This window comes from Novacetimonas cocois, assembly GCF_003311635.1.
GTDB lineage: Bacteria > Pseudomonadota > Alphaproteobacteria > Acetobacterales > Acetobacteraceae > Novacetimonas > Novacetimonas cocois.
In genome coordinates, this window is record NZ_QEXL01000001.1 from 167546 (window position 1) to 182014 (window position 14469).

A 14469-nucleotide genomic window follows, 5' to 3' on the forward strand; every position below is an offset into this window, starting at 1 on the left:
CCGCCGGACGCCATCGGGGCGCGGACGGGCAGGGGGATGCGGGACGTTCAGTACGATCCCTTAAAGTAGGATTGAAGTGGCGCGACTTCAAGCACCCCGTCGCGCATCGCCGCGATGGCATAGGTCGCGGCCCGCGCCCCCGCGATGGTGGTGTAATGCGGGATCCCGTGCGTCAGGGCCGAACGGCGGATGTCAAAGCTGTCGGTGACCGACTGCGCGCCCTGCGCAGTGTTGATGACCATCTGGATTTCGCCCGAACGGATCGCGTCCACGCAGTTGGGGCGTCCCTCCAGCACCTTGTTGATCACGCGCACCTCTACGCCCGCGTCACGCAGGCACTGCGCGGTGCCACGGGTGGCGACCACGCTGAAGCCCATGTCCACCAGTCTGCGGCCCAGCGACTTGACCGCCGCCTTGTCGCTGTCGCGTACCGACAGGAACACCTCTCCCGACAGGGGCAGGCGCACGCCCGCGGCAAGCTGCGACTTGGCAAAGGCGCGCTCGAATGACGCGTCGAGTCCCATCACCTCCCCGGTGGAGCGCATCTCCGGCCCGAGGATCGTATCGACATCGGGGAAGCGGTTGAACGGGAAGACCGCTTCCTTGACCGCGACATGCGGGGCGACGGCCTGATCGTCGAGGCGGAATTCCGACAAGCGGGCGCCTGCCATGACGCGCGCGCCGATCTTGGCGACCGGGACGCCAGTCGCCTTTGCGACGAAAGGCACCGTGCGCGACGCGCGGGGGTTGACCTCCAGTACGAAGATGTCGTGGCCCTTGATCGCGTACTGCACGTTCATCAGCCCGACGATGCCCAGTTCGCGGGCCATCGCCTCGGTCTGGGCCTTCAGTTCGGTCACGATGGCGGGCGACAGGGTATAGGGCGGCAGCGAACAGGCGCTGTCGCCCGAATGGATGCCCGCTTCCTCGATATGTTCCATGACGCCGGCGACATAGACATCGGTGCCATCGGCGATGCAGTCCACGTCGGCCTCGATCGCGTCATTGAGGTAACGGTCGATCAGCACCGGCCCTGATGCGACGTCATGTCCCGCAAGCTGCAGCGCCACGCGCATGTAACGCTGCAGGCTGGCGCGATCATGCACGATTTCCATCGCCCGTCCGCCCAGAACGTAGGACGGCCGCACCACGACGGGATATCCGATCCGGTCCGCCACGTCCTCGGCCTCCGCCAGGGAGCGGGCGATGCCGTTTTCGGGCTGGCGCAGGCCCACCTTGTGCAGCATTGCCTGGAAACGCTCGCGGTCCTCGGCGCAGTCGATGGCGTCGGCCGGGGTGCCCAGCAGCGCGATGCCCGCCGTCTCCAGCGCATGCGACAGCTTCAGCGGCGTCTGGCCGCCATACTGCACGATGCAGCCCAGCACGGTGCCGTTTTCCTGTTCGCGGCGGATCAGCGCAATCACGTCCTCGGCCGTCAGGGGCTCGAAATACAGCCGGTCGGACGTGTCGTAATCGGTGGAGACCGTCTCGGGGTTGCAGTTGACCATGATGGTCTCGAACCCCGCTTCGCGCAGGGCATAGGCCGCATGCACGCAGCAGTAGTCGAACTCGATCCCCTGTCCGATGCGGTTCGGGCCACCGCCAAGGATGACGATCTTCTTGCGATCTGTCGGGTCGCTTTCGCATTCGGGCGTGCCGAAGCCGCCTTCGTACGTGGAATACATGTACGGCGTGGGGGATGCGAACTCGCCCGCGCAGGTATCGATGCGCTTGTAAACCGGCGTGACCTCCAGCCGCGTGCGCAGCTCAAGGATCTCATTGGCCGAGGTGCCCGACAGCCGCCCGAGCTGCACGTCGGAAAAGCCGAGGCTCTTGAGCGCGCGCATCCGGTCCGCGTCGCGCGGCAGGCCGTCGCACACGACGCCATGTTCGGCGGCGATGATCTTTTGCAGTTCACGCAGGAACCACGGCTCGAACTTGCATGCGTCGTGGATGTCCTCCACCGACAGCCCGGCGCGCAGGGCCTGTGCTGCCATCAGGATGCGTTCGGGGCGCGGCTGCGACAGGGCGGCGCGGAAGGCGTCGGGGCCGCCATCGCCCGGCGCGTCCACGGGGTCGAGGCCCGCCAGCCCGATTTCCATGGAGCGCAGGCCCTTCTGCAGCGCCTCGGGGAAGGAGCGGCCGATGGCCATCGCCTCGCCCACGGATTTCATGCTGGTGGACAGCAGGGCCGGGGTGCCGGGGAACTTCTCGAACGTGAAGCGGGGGATCTTGACGACGACGTAATCGATCGTCGGTTCGAACGACGCGGGCGTGGTGCCGCCGGTGATGTCGTTGGCGAGTTCGTCGAGCGTATAGCCAACCGCGAGCTTTGCCGCGATCTTGGCGATGGGAAAGCCCGTCGCCTTGGACGCCAGCGCGGAAGAGCGCGAGACGCGGGGGTTCATCTCGATCACGACCATGCGGCCATCGGCGGGGTTGATGCCGAACTGCACGTTCGACCCGCCGGTTTCCACCCCGATCTTGCGCAGGCACGCCAGCGAGGCGTCGCGCATGCGCTGGTATTCCTTGTCCGTCAGCGTCAGCGCGGGGGCCACGGTGATGGAATCGCCCGTATGCACGCCCATCGGGTCGATGTTCTCGATCGAGCAGATGATGATGCAGTTGTCGGCGGCGTCGCGCACGACCTCCATCTCGTACTCTTTCCAGCCGAGGACGGATTCCTCGATCAGGACCTCGGTCGTGGGGGAGGCATCGAGGCCGGAGGAGACGATGCGGTCGAACTCCTCGCGGTTATAGGCGATGCCGCCGCCCGACCCGCCCATGGTGAAGGACGGACGGATGACCGACGGCAGGCCCACCTGTTTCAGCGCCTCGCGCGCTTCGTCCAGGGTGTGGGCGATGACGCTACGCGGGCTTTCGATGCCGATGGCGTCCATCGCCTCGCGGAATTTCTGCCGGTCCTCGGCACGGTCGATCACCTCGGCATTGGCGCCGATCAGTTCGACATTGTGCTTCTTGAGGAAGCCCGACTTGTCGAGTGCCATCGCCGTGTTCAGCGCGGTCTGCCCGCCCATGGTCGGCAGGATGGCGTCGGGCTTTTCACGCAGGATGATGCGTTCGACGAATTCCGGGGTGATCGGCTCGATATAGGTCGCGTCCGCAAGTCCCGGATCGGTCATGATGGTCGCGGGATTGGAGTTGACCAGGATGACGCGGTAACCCTCTTCCTTCAGGGCCTTGCAGGCCTGCGCGCCGGAATAGTCGAATTCGCACGCCTGGCCGATCACGATCGGGCCGGCGCCGATAATCAGGATGGAGCTGATATCTGTCCGTTTGGGCATGTCGATACGGCTTTCAGGCGGTGTGGGAGTGGGAGTCGATCAGGGCGACGAAGCGGTCGAACAGGTAACGGCTGTCCGACGGGCCGGGGCTGGATTCGGGATGGTACTGCACCGAAAATGCCGGATACCGGTCGGAGGCGATGCCTTCGTTCGATCCGTCGAACAGGCTGATATGCGTGGCGCGGACCCCTTCGGGCAGGGTTTTGTCATCCACGGCGAAACCGTGGTTCTGGCTGGTGATTTCTACCTTGCCCGTCGCAAGGTCCTTGACGGGCTGGTTCGCGCCGCGATGCCCGCGCTCCAGCTTGTAGGTCCTGGCACCCAGCGTCAGGGCCAGCAGCTGGTGGCCAAGGCAGATGCCGAACACCGGCTTGCCCGCCTCCAGCACGCCACGGATGGCGGCGACGGCATAGGATGCGGTGGCCGCCGGGTCGCCCGGTCCGTTGGACAGGAACACGCCCGCCGGCTCGTGCGACAGGATTTCCTCCGCCGTGGCGGTGGCGGGGACGACGATGACGTCGCATCCGGCGGATGACAGGCAGCGCAGGATATTGCGCTTCGCCCCGTAATCGACGGCAACGACGCGGCGGCGCTTTTCAGGAAGGGGGACGGTGCCATGCGGCCAGTGCCATACGCCCTCATCCCAGGCATAGGATTTGGCGCAGGTGACTTCGCGGGCAAGGTCCATGCCCTCCAGCCCCGGCCACGCGCGGGCCTGCGCCTGCAGGGCGGCGATGTCGATGCTGCCGTCGGCGGGATAGGCGACAATGGCGGTCTGCGGGCCGCCATCGCGGATGCGGCGGGTGATCGCGCGGGTGTCGATGCCGCAGATGCCCGCGATGCCCCGCGCCCTGAGCCACGCGTCGAGCGATTCCACCGAACGCCAGTTGGCGGGCGCGGTCAGGTCTTCCTTGACCACCAGGGCGCGGGCTGCGACGCGCGCGGCCTCGTCATCCTCGGGGGTGGTGCCGACATTGCCGATATGGGGAAAGGTGAAGGTGATGATCTGTCCGGCGAAGGAGGGATCGGTCAGCGTTTCCTGATATCCCGTCATGCCGGTGGAAAAGCAGATTTCGCCAATCGCGGTGGCACCTTCGGCATGTGCGCCAAAGCCGCGCCCCCACAGGACGGTGCCATCGGCCAGGATCAGGGCGGCGGTGGCGGCATCGGGCCGGCTGGCCGGAGAGATCGGATTGGGCGCGGTCATTGGGGGCTCCGGTCGGTCGGATTCGGTGGCGGGTTGCAGGTCGGACAGGGACAGGCCGGTTTCACGCAGCACCACGGTCCAGTGCTTTGGCGGGATGGCGCGGGCCTGTCGCCATTTGCGCACGGCCTCGGTGCTGACGCCCGTCAGGCGCGCGGCCTGTTCCGGGCCGCCAAGGCGCTGTATGATGTCTTCTATTGTCATCGGCATTGGATGATTGTCCCTTCCGGGTCTATTCCCTATCAGCGGACAAAGGGGATGGGAAGAAAATTCCGCCAGCTTTTCGATCGTGAAAAGTGGGAAAAAGATTCCCGGTCATGTCGGCCGCAGTCCGTGCGGCGGACCACTGTCCCCTACCGATCAACAGGAGTTTGAAGAATGTCCTTGCGCGCACGTTTCATGGAAGACCTGAAAGCCGCCATGAAGGCCGGACAGAGTGACCGCGTCGGCACGATCCGCATGATTACGGCAAAGCTGAAAGACCTTGACATCGCGGGCCGCGCGAAAGGAGAGGACAAGGTCAGCGACGACGCCGTGATCGGCATGCTGCGTGGTATGGTCAAGTCGCGCACGGAATCCGCCGCGATGTACCTGCAGGGCGGCCGTCCCGAACTGGCGCAGAAGGAAGAGGCGGAAATCGCCCTGATCCGCACCTACCTGCCTGCCGACCTGGACGAGGAAACGCTTGAGGCCGCCGCGCGCGAGGCGATCGAGCGCACGGATGCGACCTCCATGAAGGACATGGGCCGCGTCATGGCGGCGCTGAAGACGCAGTTCGGCAGCGCGCTGGACGCGGCCATCGCCAGTTCCATCGTCAAGTCGCTGCTGTCCGCGCGCTGAGGAACAGGTAGGCGATGGCGCTTGATCCCGCCTTTCTGGACGAACTGCGCGCCCGGACCCCGATCGCGGCGGTCATCGGGCGGCGCACCAAGCTGGTGCGTTCGGGCCGGAACTGGAAGGCATGCTGCCCCTTCCACGGGGAAAAGACGCCATCGTTCTATGTCTATGACGACCACTTCCACTGTTTCGGATGTGGTGTGCATGGCGATGTCATTTCCTTCGTCATGCAGAGCGAGGGGCGCTCCTTCCCCGAGGCGGTGGAGGAACTGGCCTCCGCCGCCGGGATGGAGGTCCCGCGTCCAGACCGCCACCAGCGCGAGGCCCAGCAGGAAGCCCGCACCCTGGGCGATGTGCTGGAGGCGGTGCAGCAGGCATGGCGCCGCCGCCTGTACCAGAACGAGGGGCGCGAGGGGCTGGCCTACCTGCGGGGGCGTGGCCTGACGGACGAGACGATCGAGGCATTCGGCCTTGGCTGGTCCGGCGACGGGCGGGGTGGCCTGCTGACGGAACTTGCGGCACATGACATCACCCCGGCGCTGCTGGCGCAGGCGGGGCTGATGCGCGTGGATGAGAATGGCAGGCCCAAGGGGGAGCTGTTCTTCAACCGCGTCACCTTTCCCATCTGTGACCGGCGCGGGCGGCTGGTGTCGTTTGGCGGGCGCATCCTTGGCGATGGGCAGCCCAAATACCTCAATGGCCCCGAGACCGCGATTTTCGCGAAACGCCGCGTCCTGTTCGGGCTTGACCGCGCCCGCGCGGCAGTGCGCGCGCCACGTGGCGGCCCGGACGCCCCCCCGCGTCCCGAACTGCTGGTGGTCGAGGGCTATATGGACGTCATCGCCCTGCACCAGGCCGGCTTTGCCGGCGCGGTCGCCCCGCTGGGCACCGCGCTCACGGCCGAGCAGATGGAGGCGCTGTGGCAGGTCTCTTCCGCGCCGGTGCTGTGCTTCGATGGCGATGCGGCGGGGCAGCGCGCGGCGGTAAAGGCGGCGGAAACCGGGCTGCCGCTGCTGAATGTCGAGCGGACCCTGCGCTTTTGCGTCCTGCCGGAGGGCGAGGACCCCGACAGCCTGCTGCGCCAGCAGGGCAGTGCGGCGATGGGCGGCCTGATCGAGGGCGCGCGTCCGTTGAGCGAGGTCCTCTTCGGCCTGCTGAGTGAAGGGGTGCGCGATCCCGGCCCGGAGCAGCGCGCGGCCCTGCGCCAGAAACTGGTGGATGCGGCGAACCTGATCCCCGACAAGGGACTGGCGTCGGAATACCGCTCCACCCTGCTGGACCGGTTTTTCGCAACCTTCCGGCGCCGTCCCACGCCGGGGGCGCGTGGCGGGGGACGGCAGGGCGGCATGCATGGCGCCCGTCCGTTCCCGGCGCCTGCCGCCGATGTTCAGGGTGTCCCGGTCACGCTGGACGCGCAGGCGGTCACGCTTGAGCGGATGCGTATTCTGACTGCCATCCTGCTGCGCCATCCCGAAGTGCTGGAGGACGTGCAGGACGCCTATTGCCGGCTGGACATGCCCGCCGAGCTGTCCGGCCTGCGGGCGGTGATGCTCGACATGCTGGCAGAGGAAGGGGGCGACAGGGATGCGTCCGCCCTCCTGCTGGCGCTGGAGGAGCGGATCGGGGCCGTGGGCCTGTCGCAGGCGCGCGACCGGGTGCTGTCGTCCCATCCCCTGCCGCTGTCGGCGCAGCAGCAGGACGGGGACCTGATGTCCGTCGATGCGCGGCAGGAATGGTGGCATTTCTACGCGCTTTTGAATGTGGAGCGTTTTGCCCGCGACCTGCGCCTTGATACCGAACGGATGTGCAAGGAAGAATTTGACGAACAGGCATGGGAAAGCCTGCGTGTCAGGCTGCTGGCGCTGGAGGCGCTGCGGCGTGGCGGGGATATTCCCGATACGCAATGAAGGGGCGTTGTTTTTTGGGGAAATCGGGGCGTGCCCCTTGACTTCGGGGGGGGNGAATCGACCACCTGCACCTGTCGAAAGAAGTGGATGCGATACGATGNGCCGTATTTCTGTTTCTGCCGCGCACGCAGCGTGACGGAAACGGCGGAAGGGATACGGTTCCCGGACGCAGGGCCTTGATGTTTCCGCCCGTGATGGGGCGGGCTACGGAATTTGCTGGGTAGGGATTGATCGGGCATGGCGACAAAGACAGCCGCGGGAACGGATGCAGCTTCTGGTGACCAGGACAACGACACCACCTTGCTGGATACGCAGTCCGGAGCCGTCAAAAGGCTGATCGCACGCGGCAAGGAACGGGGGTACATCACTTTTGATGAACTCAATGCCGTCCTGCCGCAGGACCAGATGTCTTCCGAGCAGATCGAGGACGTGATGGCCGCGCTATCGGAAATGGGCCTGCAGGTTGTCGAGAACGAGGACAACGACAGCGAGACCGAGGAAAGCACGCCCGAACCCGAAGCCAAGAGCGAGGAACCCGCCGAAGGCGAGGGTGAGGAGCAGGCGGCAGGCAACGTCGACAGCGAAAACCTGGGCCGCACCGATGACCCGGTGCGCATGTACCTGCGTGAGATGGGCTCGGTCGAGCTCCTCTCCCGCGAGGGCGAGATCGCGATCGCCAAGCGTATCGAGGCCGGGCGCGATGAAATGATCGGCGGCCTGTGCGAAAGCCCGCTGACGTTCCGCGCCATCATCTCGTGGCATGAACGCCTCAAGGCCGGGGAGATGCTGCTGCGTGACATCGTCGATCTGGAGGCGATGCAGTCCGGCAATGCCGCCCCCGGCGAGGATACGGAAGAAGGCGAGGAAGGTTTCGACGCGGCGGCCGGAAACGACGAGTCCGAGGAAGGCGAGGGCGAGGGAGAAGGCGCGGGCCTGTCGCTGTCCGCGCTTGAGGAAAAGCTCAAGCCCGAAATCCTTCTGCAGTTCGAGGAGGTGGAGGCCCTGTACGCCCGCCTGCATGAACTGCAGGTGACGCGCCTTGAAAAACTGACGTCCGGCGGCGAAATCTCTGCCGAGGCGGAGGCCGCGTACGAACAGCTGCGTTGCGAACTGGTCGGCAAGGTGCAGCAGGTCCACCTGCACAATACCCGCATCGAGGTGCTGGTGGAGCATCTGAAGGCCATCTTCCAGCGTCTGAACGGGCTGGAAGGCCGCATGCTGCGCCTGGCCGAAAGCACGAAGGTCTCGCGCGAGGATTTCCTGCTGAAATATCGCGGGCGCGAACTGGATCCGGGCTGGGTGGACGTCGTGTCGGCGCTGCCGGGCAAGGCGTGGAAGAACTTCGTCGCCAAGCACATGGACACGGTCATCAAGCTGCGTGGGCAGGTTGCGGAGCTGACGCAGGAAACCGGCCTGCCGGTGGGCGAATTCCGCCGCGTCTATGCCACCGTTTCGCGGGGCGAGCGTGATTCCGCGCGCGCCAAGAAGGAAATGATCGAGGCGAACCTGCGCCTCGTGATCTCGATCGCCAAGAAATACACCAACCGCGGCCTGCAGTTCCTTGACCTGATTCAGGAAGGCAATATCGGCCTGATGAAGGCGGTGGACAAATTCGAATACCGTCGTGGCTACAAGTTCTCCACCTATGCGACATGGTGGATCCGTCAGGCCATCACCCGCTCCATCGCCGATCAGGCGCGCACGATCCGCATCCCGGTCCACATGATCGAGACGATCAACAAGCTGGTGCGTACCTCGCGCCAGATGCTGCATGAGATCGGGCGCGAGCCCGCGCCGGAGGAACTGGCCGAAAAGCTGGGCATGCCGCTGGAGAAGGTTCGCAAGGTCCTCAAGATCGCCAAGGAGCCGATTTCCCTCGAAACCCCGATCGGGGATGAGGAAGACAGCCATCTTGGTGATTTTATCGAGGACAAGACGGCGGTCATCCCGCTTGACGCCGCGATCCAGACCAACCTGCGCGAGGCGACGACGCGCGTCCTGTCGTCGCTGACCCCGCGTGAGGAGCGCGTGCTGCGCATGCGCTTTGGCATCGGCATGAACACCGACCATACGCTTGAAGAGGTCGGGCAGCAGTTCAACGTGACGCGCGAACGTATCCGCCAGATCGAGGCCAAGGCACTGCGCAAGCTCAAGCACCCGAGCCGCAGCCGCAAGCTTCGCTCTTTCCTTGACGACAACTGATCGGCACGGGAACGACGGGGGACAGGTGGGGGACGGCATGACGCGCGTGGCGGTGGACGTGACGTTCCTGTGCATGGACCGCGAGCCGCCCGGCCATGTGCCCCCACTTCCCAAAGGGTGTGAGATACGGCGGGAGATACATCCCGCCGTATCGCTGTACCGCGACCTGTACAACCGCGTCGGGCAGGATTACTGCTGGTGGCTGCGCCGCGTCATGGGTGACGAACAGCTGGCGCAGCTTCTGCAAAACCCGGCGATTGGCGTTTACATCCTGCGTTGCGATGGGGAGGTGGCGGGCTTTTTCGAACTCGATGGCCGCCAGTGTCCCGATATCAACCTGGCCTATTTCGGCCTGCTGCCACGCTGGATCGGACGCGGGATCGGGCTGGCATTCCTGCATGCCGCCATACATATCGCATGGCGCAATGGGCCGGCGGCGCTGCGCGTCAATACGTGTTCGGCCGATCATCCACGTGCGCTGCCCAACTATATCCGGGCCGGGTTCCGCGCCGTCCGCGTGTTGCGCGAAGTGTGGGACATTCCCGACCATATCGGGCTGTCCATACCGAAAAACCTTTGTATTCCGGCCGTTAGCCACAGCTGACAATCATGGTTAATGTAACTGTCAAATTATTTTTACCGGTCCCATTGTTATAACGGATATGCCCCCCGATATTCTCTTCAGGAAAAGGAGAATTAAGCGGGTGGAATACAATTTTTCTTATTATTCGTTCCGCGGTATAAGCAGGTCAGACATACTTTCCGCTCTGGGCATGCGGGATACCGGGAATGTCGATGGACAGTGCGATTTCGCAATGGCGCAGCTGCCTGATCACTGGATCGTATGTCGCTACAATAACCTTGCCCGTCCCCCCGTGCTTGCACGGGACAGGCTGTCGCAGCAGGGAACCCTGATCGTCTGTGACGTGCAGGAGGGCGAACATGTCAGCCGCGTGCAGTGTTACGAAAAGGGCGAGCTGAAATGGTCGATCACCCATGATGGCGAAGGGGGCGATACGCTGGATCTGGAGGTCAAGGGGATTGTCCCGTCTTCCTTTGCCCCCATGCGCAGGGCGGCTTTCGCGGCACAGCAGAAAGTGGACCGTCAGGGCGAGGGCGCGGTTTCGCACCCGATGTACTGGCTGCCGCTGGATTTTGCCGCCAGCCTGACCGGTTATCGCTATGACCGGGAAAACTACGAATGGGGAACGCCGGAATTCACCGAGCTTGAACCGGCGCCGCCTTCGCCAGACCTGTTCTGATCCCTGTTCGGGGCAACCCGGGCGCCGGTAAGCGGCCGGTGGTGCATCAGGCGCGCAGGCTGGTCCTGACGCGTTCGTAAAAGGAGGTGATCTTCCCTGCCTGGCATACCGGGTCGAAACGGCGCATGTCCCACTGGCGCGGGCCCTGCTGTCGCATGTGGCGCAGGGCCCGGGCCATGGCGTCGACATCGCCGGGCGGCACAAGCTCCGGCGAGGAGGGGTCAAGGATGTCCAGCACCCCCCCTGCGGCAGTCGCGATGACCGGCAGTTGCGCCGACATCGCTTCCAGCAGGACCAGCCCGAAGGCTTCATGCACGGAGGGCAGGGCGAAACCGTCCAGCATGTGGAGGTCGGTCGGCAGGTCCGTGCGGTATCCGGGAAACAGGACATCGCCACCACCCAGCTGTTCCAGTTCGCGGCGCTGGGGGCCGTCGCCGAACAGGACCAGCCGGGCATCCGGCAGGGCGGCCTGCCTGAAGGCCCGCACGAGGGTATCGAATCCCTTCTTGGGGATCATCCGTCCGGCCGCGCCGATCAGGAAGGTATTTTCCCCGATGCCCAGCGACGCCCGCATGTGCTGGCGTTGCGCCGGTGTTGGCGGCGTGCGCGGTTGCGTCCAGTTGCCGATGACGGAATATGGGCGCCGAAAGCTGGAGGGAATGTCGCGTGCCTGCCACCGGGCGATGCAGATCAGCCCGTCGCACCGGCGATAGGCGCGGCTGCTGAACCTTTTGTGCAGCGTGGCGACAAGGGGAACGTTGCGCGGACGCGGCAGCAGCCCGAGGCGAAAGCTCGTCTTGCCAAGGTGCGTATGGATGACGTCCGGGCGAAAGGTTTTCAGGGTTTTCAGATAGGTGGCGCTGTATCCCAGATATCCCGCGCGAATGGTTTCGACTGACGGGGCGATGTGGGGGACGATGTCGCCCCCGGTTAGGGGATCGCGCGTCTGGCGGGCGATCTGGATGCAGACCTCGTGCCCGCGCGCCTGTAACGCGGCCAGTTCACTGACATATCGTTCGGTTCCGGCAAATTCGTTTGTCATCACGCAATGAAGAATTCGCAAGCCTGGCCCCTCTGGTTAAGGACAACGAACACGCGACACGAAGTCTGACGGGGAAAGGATACTATGGAAGTACCTATTTCCTTAAGAATTGTTTCAGCACCGGGCCGACCGGATATGGCGCAAGGCGGGGCAATATGGGGGCTGCCGTGCTTTTTTCCTTGTCTGGAGCGGGCGATCGTGCTTCAACGCGCACCTTCCCTGCCGGGTGCATGGCATTGCGCCCGGCTATACCCGCGTCATGTGACAGCATGATGGCGCGATGGACCGTGTCCATGGCGAAAGGGGTTGAACAGATCCGAAGGGAGTTCCCATGCCATTGTATGAAACCGTGCTGATTGCACGTAATGACGTGTCGCAGCAGCAGGTCGAAGCCATCGCCGATGGCATCGCCACCGTGCTGGAAGCTGAATCCGGTTCGATCAAGAAGCGCGAATACTGGGGCCTGCGTACCCTGGCATACCGCATCAAGAAGAACCGCAAGGGGCATTACATGCTCCTCGGCCTGGACGCGACGCCTGCCGCCATCAAGGAAATCGAGCGTCAGCTCAGCCTGAACGAAGACGTCCTGCGCGTGCTGATGCTGCGTGTTGACGAAATCGACGACGCCCCGTCCGTGATCCTGTCGCGCAAGGGTGACGAGCGTGAACGTGGTTTCCGTGGCCCGAAGCCCGCCGGTCGCTTTGAAAGCGGTCGTGGTGGCAACAACGCCGGCCGCCGCAACTATGACGATCGCGAAGAGTTCCGCGCGCGCAACGAGCGTGAAGAACAGCAGCGCAACAATGCCGGCGCGCCCGCCAGCAGCGAAGCGGAGTAAGAGCTGATGTCCGAAACAACCGAGATCAACCCCGCCGCCCGTCGCGTGGCCGTGGGTGCGCGTCGTCCGTTTTACCGTCGTCGCAAGTCCTGCCCGTTCTCCGGCCCCAACGCGCCGCAGATCGACTATAAGGACGTGCGTCTGCTGAGCCGCTTCCTGTCCGAGCGTGGCAAGATCGTCCCCAGCCGCATCACGGCAGTGTCCGCCAAGAAGCAGCGCGAACTGGCCCAGGCCATCAAGCGCGCCCGTTTCCTGGCCCTGCTGCCCTATATCGTAAGCTGAGGGAGGCAGAACCATGTCCGCAGTAGAACTCATCCTGCTCCAGCGCGTCGAAAAGCTGGGCCAGATGGGCGAGATCGTCACGGTGAAGCCGGGCTATGCCCGCAACTTCCTGCTGCCCCAGGGCAAGGCGATCCGCGCCAACGCGCACAACCGCGAGCGTTTCGAGCGTGAGCGCGTGCAGCTTGAGGCCCAGAACCTGAAGCGTCGCGAAGAAGCCGAGCGCCTGTCCGAGCGCATGCACGGCCTGTCCGTCGTCCTGATCCGTCAGGCTGGCGACAGCGGAAGCCTGTATGGCTCCGTCACCACCCGTGACATTGCCGAGGCACTGACGCAGGCGGGCCTGACGGTTTCGCGTTCCCAGGTCATCCTGCCCGAACCCATCAAGCAGCTTGGTGTGTACGAAGTCCGCGTTGCGCTGCATCCCGAAGTTTCGATGCAGGTCAGCGTGAACGTCGCCCGTTCGGAAGAAGAAGCCGAACGTCAGGCACGTGGCGAGGAAATCGGCGCCGAGCGCGACGATGACGCGTCCGGCTTTGTCGAGGAAGCGGTTGAAGTTGAAGCCGCCCCCGAAGAAGCGCCCGTCGCCGCGACGGAAGAACATCCCGCAGCCTGAACAGGCCACGGGTCCGGTCCATCCCTGTGATGGGCCGGATGTTCATGCAAGGCAGAAGGCCCGGCGGGATGTCCCGCCGGGCCTTCTGTCATTTCATGGGTAATGTGATCGGGACGGCCCCTTACGTCGCGGGGGACAGGCGCTGTAGGTGGGCGTGGGCCAGCCTGTCGAAATCTGCGATGTCGAGTGTTTCCGCCCGGCGGTTGCCCGCGATGTCCGCCGCCTCCAGCAGGGCGTCGCCGCCGATGCCGCGCAATGCGCCACGCAGCATCTTGCGCCGCTGTCCGAACGCCGCAGCGGTGACCTGTTCCATGGCGCGGAACAGTGCCGCTGATGGCTGGCTGGCATGCGGGATCAGGTTCACCACGGCGGAGTGGACCTTTGGTGGCGGAAAGAACGCGCCGGGTGGGATGGTCATGACGATGCCACACCGCGCGACCCATTGCGACAGCACCGCCAGACGCCCGTAATGGTCCGAATCCGGCGAGGCGCAGATGCGCTGCGCCACCTCCAGCTGGAACATCAGCGTCAGGCGCGCCCAGCATGTCGCCTGGCGCAGCCACCCGATCAGCAGTGGGGTTCCGACGTTATAGGGCAGGTTGGCGACGATCTGGCGCGGCGCGGGGCACAGCGTGGACAGGTCGCGACGCATGGCGTCGGCCTCGATCACATGCAGGCGGCCGGGATGGGATGCCGCCAGTTCATTCATGATGATGATGGCGCGGGGATCGACCTCCACCACCGTCACGCTTGCGGCCGGGGTCTGTAGCAACGCGCGGGTCAGGCCGCCGGGACCGGGGCCGACCTCCACCACGTTCACGCCCTCCAGTCTGCCGGCCATGCTGGCGATGCGGCCGGTTATCCCGGGGTCGAGCAGGAAATGCTGTCCCAGCGACTTGCGGGCATCAAGGCCGTGGCGCGCGATCACGTCGCGCAGGGACTCCTGCGGCGCGACGCCGGGGGAAGGGAGGGTCATGCCA

The 14469-nt window shown here is 65.0% G+C and carries 12 protein-coding genes; 8 read left to right on the forward strand and 4 right to left on the reverse strand.

The window, feature by feature from the left end:
* Positions 1 to 47 precede the first annotated feature (47 nt).
* Both carB and carA read right to left on the reverse strand, forming a co-directional pair.
* Positions 48 to 3305: a carbamoyl-phosphate synthase large subunit gene (gene carB / locus NJLHNGOC_RS00770; protein ID WP_113594653.1), complete on the reverse strand. Its 3258-nt coding sequence runs from the start codon at positions 3303 to 3305 to the stop codon at positions 48 to 50.
* Between the two features lie 13 nt (positions 3306 to 3318).
* The gene (gene carA, locus NJLHNGOC_RS00775; RefSeq protein WP_113594654.1) at positions 3319 to 4719 is read right to left on the reverse strand and encodes a glutamine-hydrolyzing carbamoyl-phosphate synthase small subunit; all 1401 of its coding nucleotides are present in this window, start codon (positions 4717 to 4719) and stop codon (positions 3319 to 3321) included.
* Between the two features lie 168 nt (positions 4720 to 4887).
* On the opposite strand from carA, the gene NJLHNGOC_RS00780 reads away from it, so the two are divergent.
* From NJLHNGOC_RS00780 to NJLHNGOC_RS00800, 5 genes are all read left to right on the forward strand, one after another.
* A complete protein-coding gene (locus NJLHNGOC_RS00780; RefSeq protein ID WP_113594655.1) occupies positions 4888 to 5349 on the forward strand; it encodes a GatB/YqeY domain-containing protein in 462 nt (153 codons plus the stop codon).
* A 14-nt stretch (positions 5350 to 5363) separates the two neighbouring features.
* A complete protein-coding gene (gene dnaG, locus NJLHNGOC_RS00785; RefSeq protein WP_113594656.1) occupies positions 5364 to 7253 on the forward strand; it encodes a DNA primase in 1890 nt (629 codons plus the stop codon).
* 237 nt (positions 7254 to 7490) lie between these two features.
* Positions 7491 to 9455 (forward strand): RNA polymerase sigma factor RpoD, encoded by a 1965-nt coding sequence (rpoD, locus tag NJLHNGOC_RS00790; protein ID WP_113594657.1) that lies wholly within the window; start codon positions 7491 to 7493, stop codon positions 9453 to 9455.
* 37 nt (positions 9456 to 9492) lie between these two features.
* A complete protein-coding gene (locus NJLHNGOC_RS00795; protein WP_113594798.1) occupies positions 9493 to 10059 on the forward strand; it encodes a GNAT family N-acetyltransferase in 567 nt (188 codons plus the stop codon).
* Between the two features lie 169 nt (positions 10060 to 10228).
* Positions 10229 to 10717 (forward strand): hypothetical protein, encoded by a 489-nt coding sequence (locus NJLHNGOC_RS00800; RefSeq protein ID WP_206059678.1) that lies wholly within the window; start codon positions 10229 to 10231, stop codon positions 10715 to 10717.
* A gap of 46 nt (positions 10718 to 10763) precedes the next feature.
* Here the strand turns inward: NJLHNGOC_RS00800 and NJLHNGOC_RS00805 are convergent, their stop codons facing one another.
* Entirely contained in the window at positions 10764 to 11759 is a 996-nt protein-coding gene (locus tag NJLHNGOC_RS00805; protein WP_113594659.1) for a glycosyltransferase family 4 protein, read from the reverse strand.
* A 331-nt stretch (positions 11760 to 12090) separates the two neighbouring features.
* Between NJLHNGOC_RS00805 and rpsF the strand changes: the two genes are divergently transcribed.
* The 3 genes from rpsF to rplI are packed head-to-tail and all read left to right on the forward strand — an operon-like array spanning position 12091 to position 13489.
* Positions 12091 to 12594: a 30S ribosomal protein S6 gene (gene rpsF, locus NJLHNGOC_RS00810; RefSeq protein ID WP_110525838.1), complete on the forward strand. Its 504-nt coding sequence runs from the start codon at positions 12091 to 12093 to the stop codon at positions 12592 to 12594.
* A gap of 6 nt (positions 12595 to 12600) precedes the next feature.
* On the forward strand, positions 12601 to 12876 hold the full coding sequence (rpsR, locus tag NJLHNGOC_RS00815) for a 30S ribosomal protein S18 (RefSeq protein ID WP_110096040.1): 276 nt from the start codon (positions 12601 to 12603) through the stop codon (positions 12874 to 12876).
* A gap of 13 nt (positions 12877 to 12889) precedes the next feature.
* A complete protein-coding gene (gene rplI / locus NJLHNGOC_RS00820; protein ID WP_113594660.1) occupies positions 12890 to 13489 on the forward strand; it encodes a 50S ribosomal protein L9 in 600 nt (199 codons plus the stop codon).
* A gap of 121 nt (positions 13490 to 13610) precedes the next feature.
* Here rplI and rsmA read toward each other — a convergent pair whose 3' ends face one another.
* Positions 13611 to 14465, reverse strand: coding sequence for a 16S rRNA (adenine(1518)-N(6)/adenine(1519)-N(6))-dimethyltransferase RsmA (rsmA, locus tag NJLHNGOC_RS00825; protein WP_113594661.1), 855 nt, complete (start codon positions 14463 to 14465; stop codon positions 13611 to 13613).
* Positions 14466 to 14469: the final 4 nt, after the last annotated feature.

Excerpts from the sequence above, each read along its gene's own strand:
- rsmA (WP_113594661.1), bottom strand. The coding sequence starts at position 14,465 with ATGACCCTCCCTTCCCCCGGCGTCGCGCCGCAGGAGTCCCTGCGCGAC.
- carA (WP_113594654.1), bottom strand. The coding sequence starts at position 4,719 with ATGCCGATGACAATAGAAGACATCATACAGCGCCTTGGCGGCCCGGAA.
- rpsF (WP_110525838.1), top strand. The coding sequence starts at position 12,091 with ATGCCATTGTATGAAACCGTGCTGATTGCACGTAATGACGTGTCGCAG.
- dnaG (WP_113594656.1), top strand. The coding sequence starts at position 5,364 with ATGGCGCTTGATCCCGCCTTTCTGGACGAACTGCGCGCCCGGACCCCG.
- rpoD (WP_113594657.1), top strand. The coding sequence starts at position 7,491 with ATGGCGACAAAGACAGCCGCGGGAACGGATGCAGCTTCTGGTGACCAG.
- carB (WP_113594653.1), bottom strand. The coding sequence starts at position 3,305 with ATGCCCAAACGGACAGATATCAGCTCCATCCTGATTATCGGCGCCGGC.
- NJLHNGOC_RS00780 (WP_113594655.1), top strand. The coding sequence starts at position 4,888 with ATGTCCTTGCGCGCACGTTTCATGGAAGACCTGAAAGCCGCCATGAAG.
- NJLHNGOC_RS00805 (WP_113594659.1), bottom strand. The coding sequence starts at position 11,759 with ATGACAAACGAATTTGCCGGAACCGAACGATATGTCAGTGAACTGGCC.
- rplI (WP_113594660.1), top strand. The coding sequence starts at position 12,890 with ATGTCCGCAGTAGAACTCATCCTGCTCCAGCGCGTCGAAAAGCTGGGC.
- rpsR (WP_110096040.1), top strand. The coding sequence starts at position 12,601 with ATGTCCGAAACAACCGAGATCAACCCCGCCGCCCGTCGCGTGGCCGTG.
- NJLHNGOC_RS00800 (WP_206059678.1), top strand. The coding sequence starts at position 10,229 with ATGCGGGATACCGGGAATGTCGATGGACAGTGCGATTTCGCAATGGCG.
- NJLHNGOC_RS00795 (WP_113594798.1), top strand. The coding sequence starts at position 9,493 with ATGACGCGCGTGGCGGTGGACGTGACGTTCCTGTGCATGGACCGCGAG.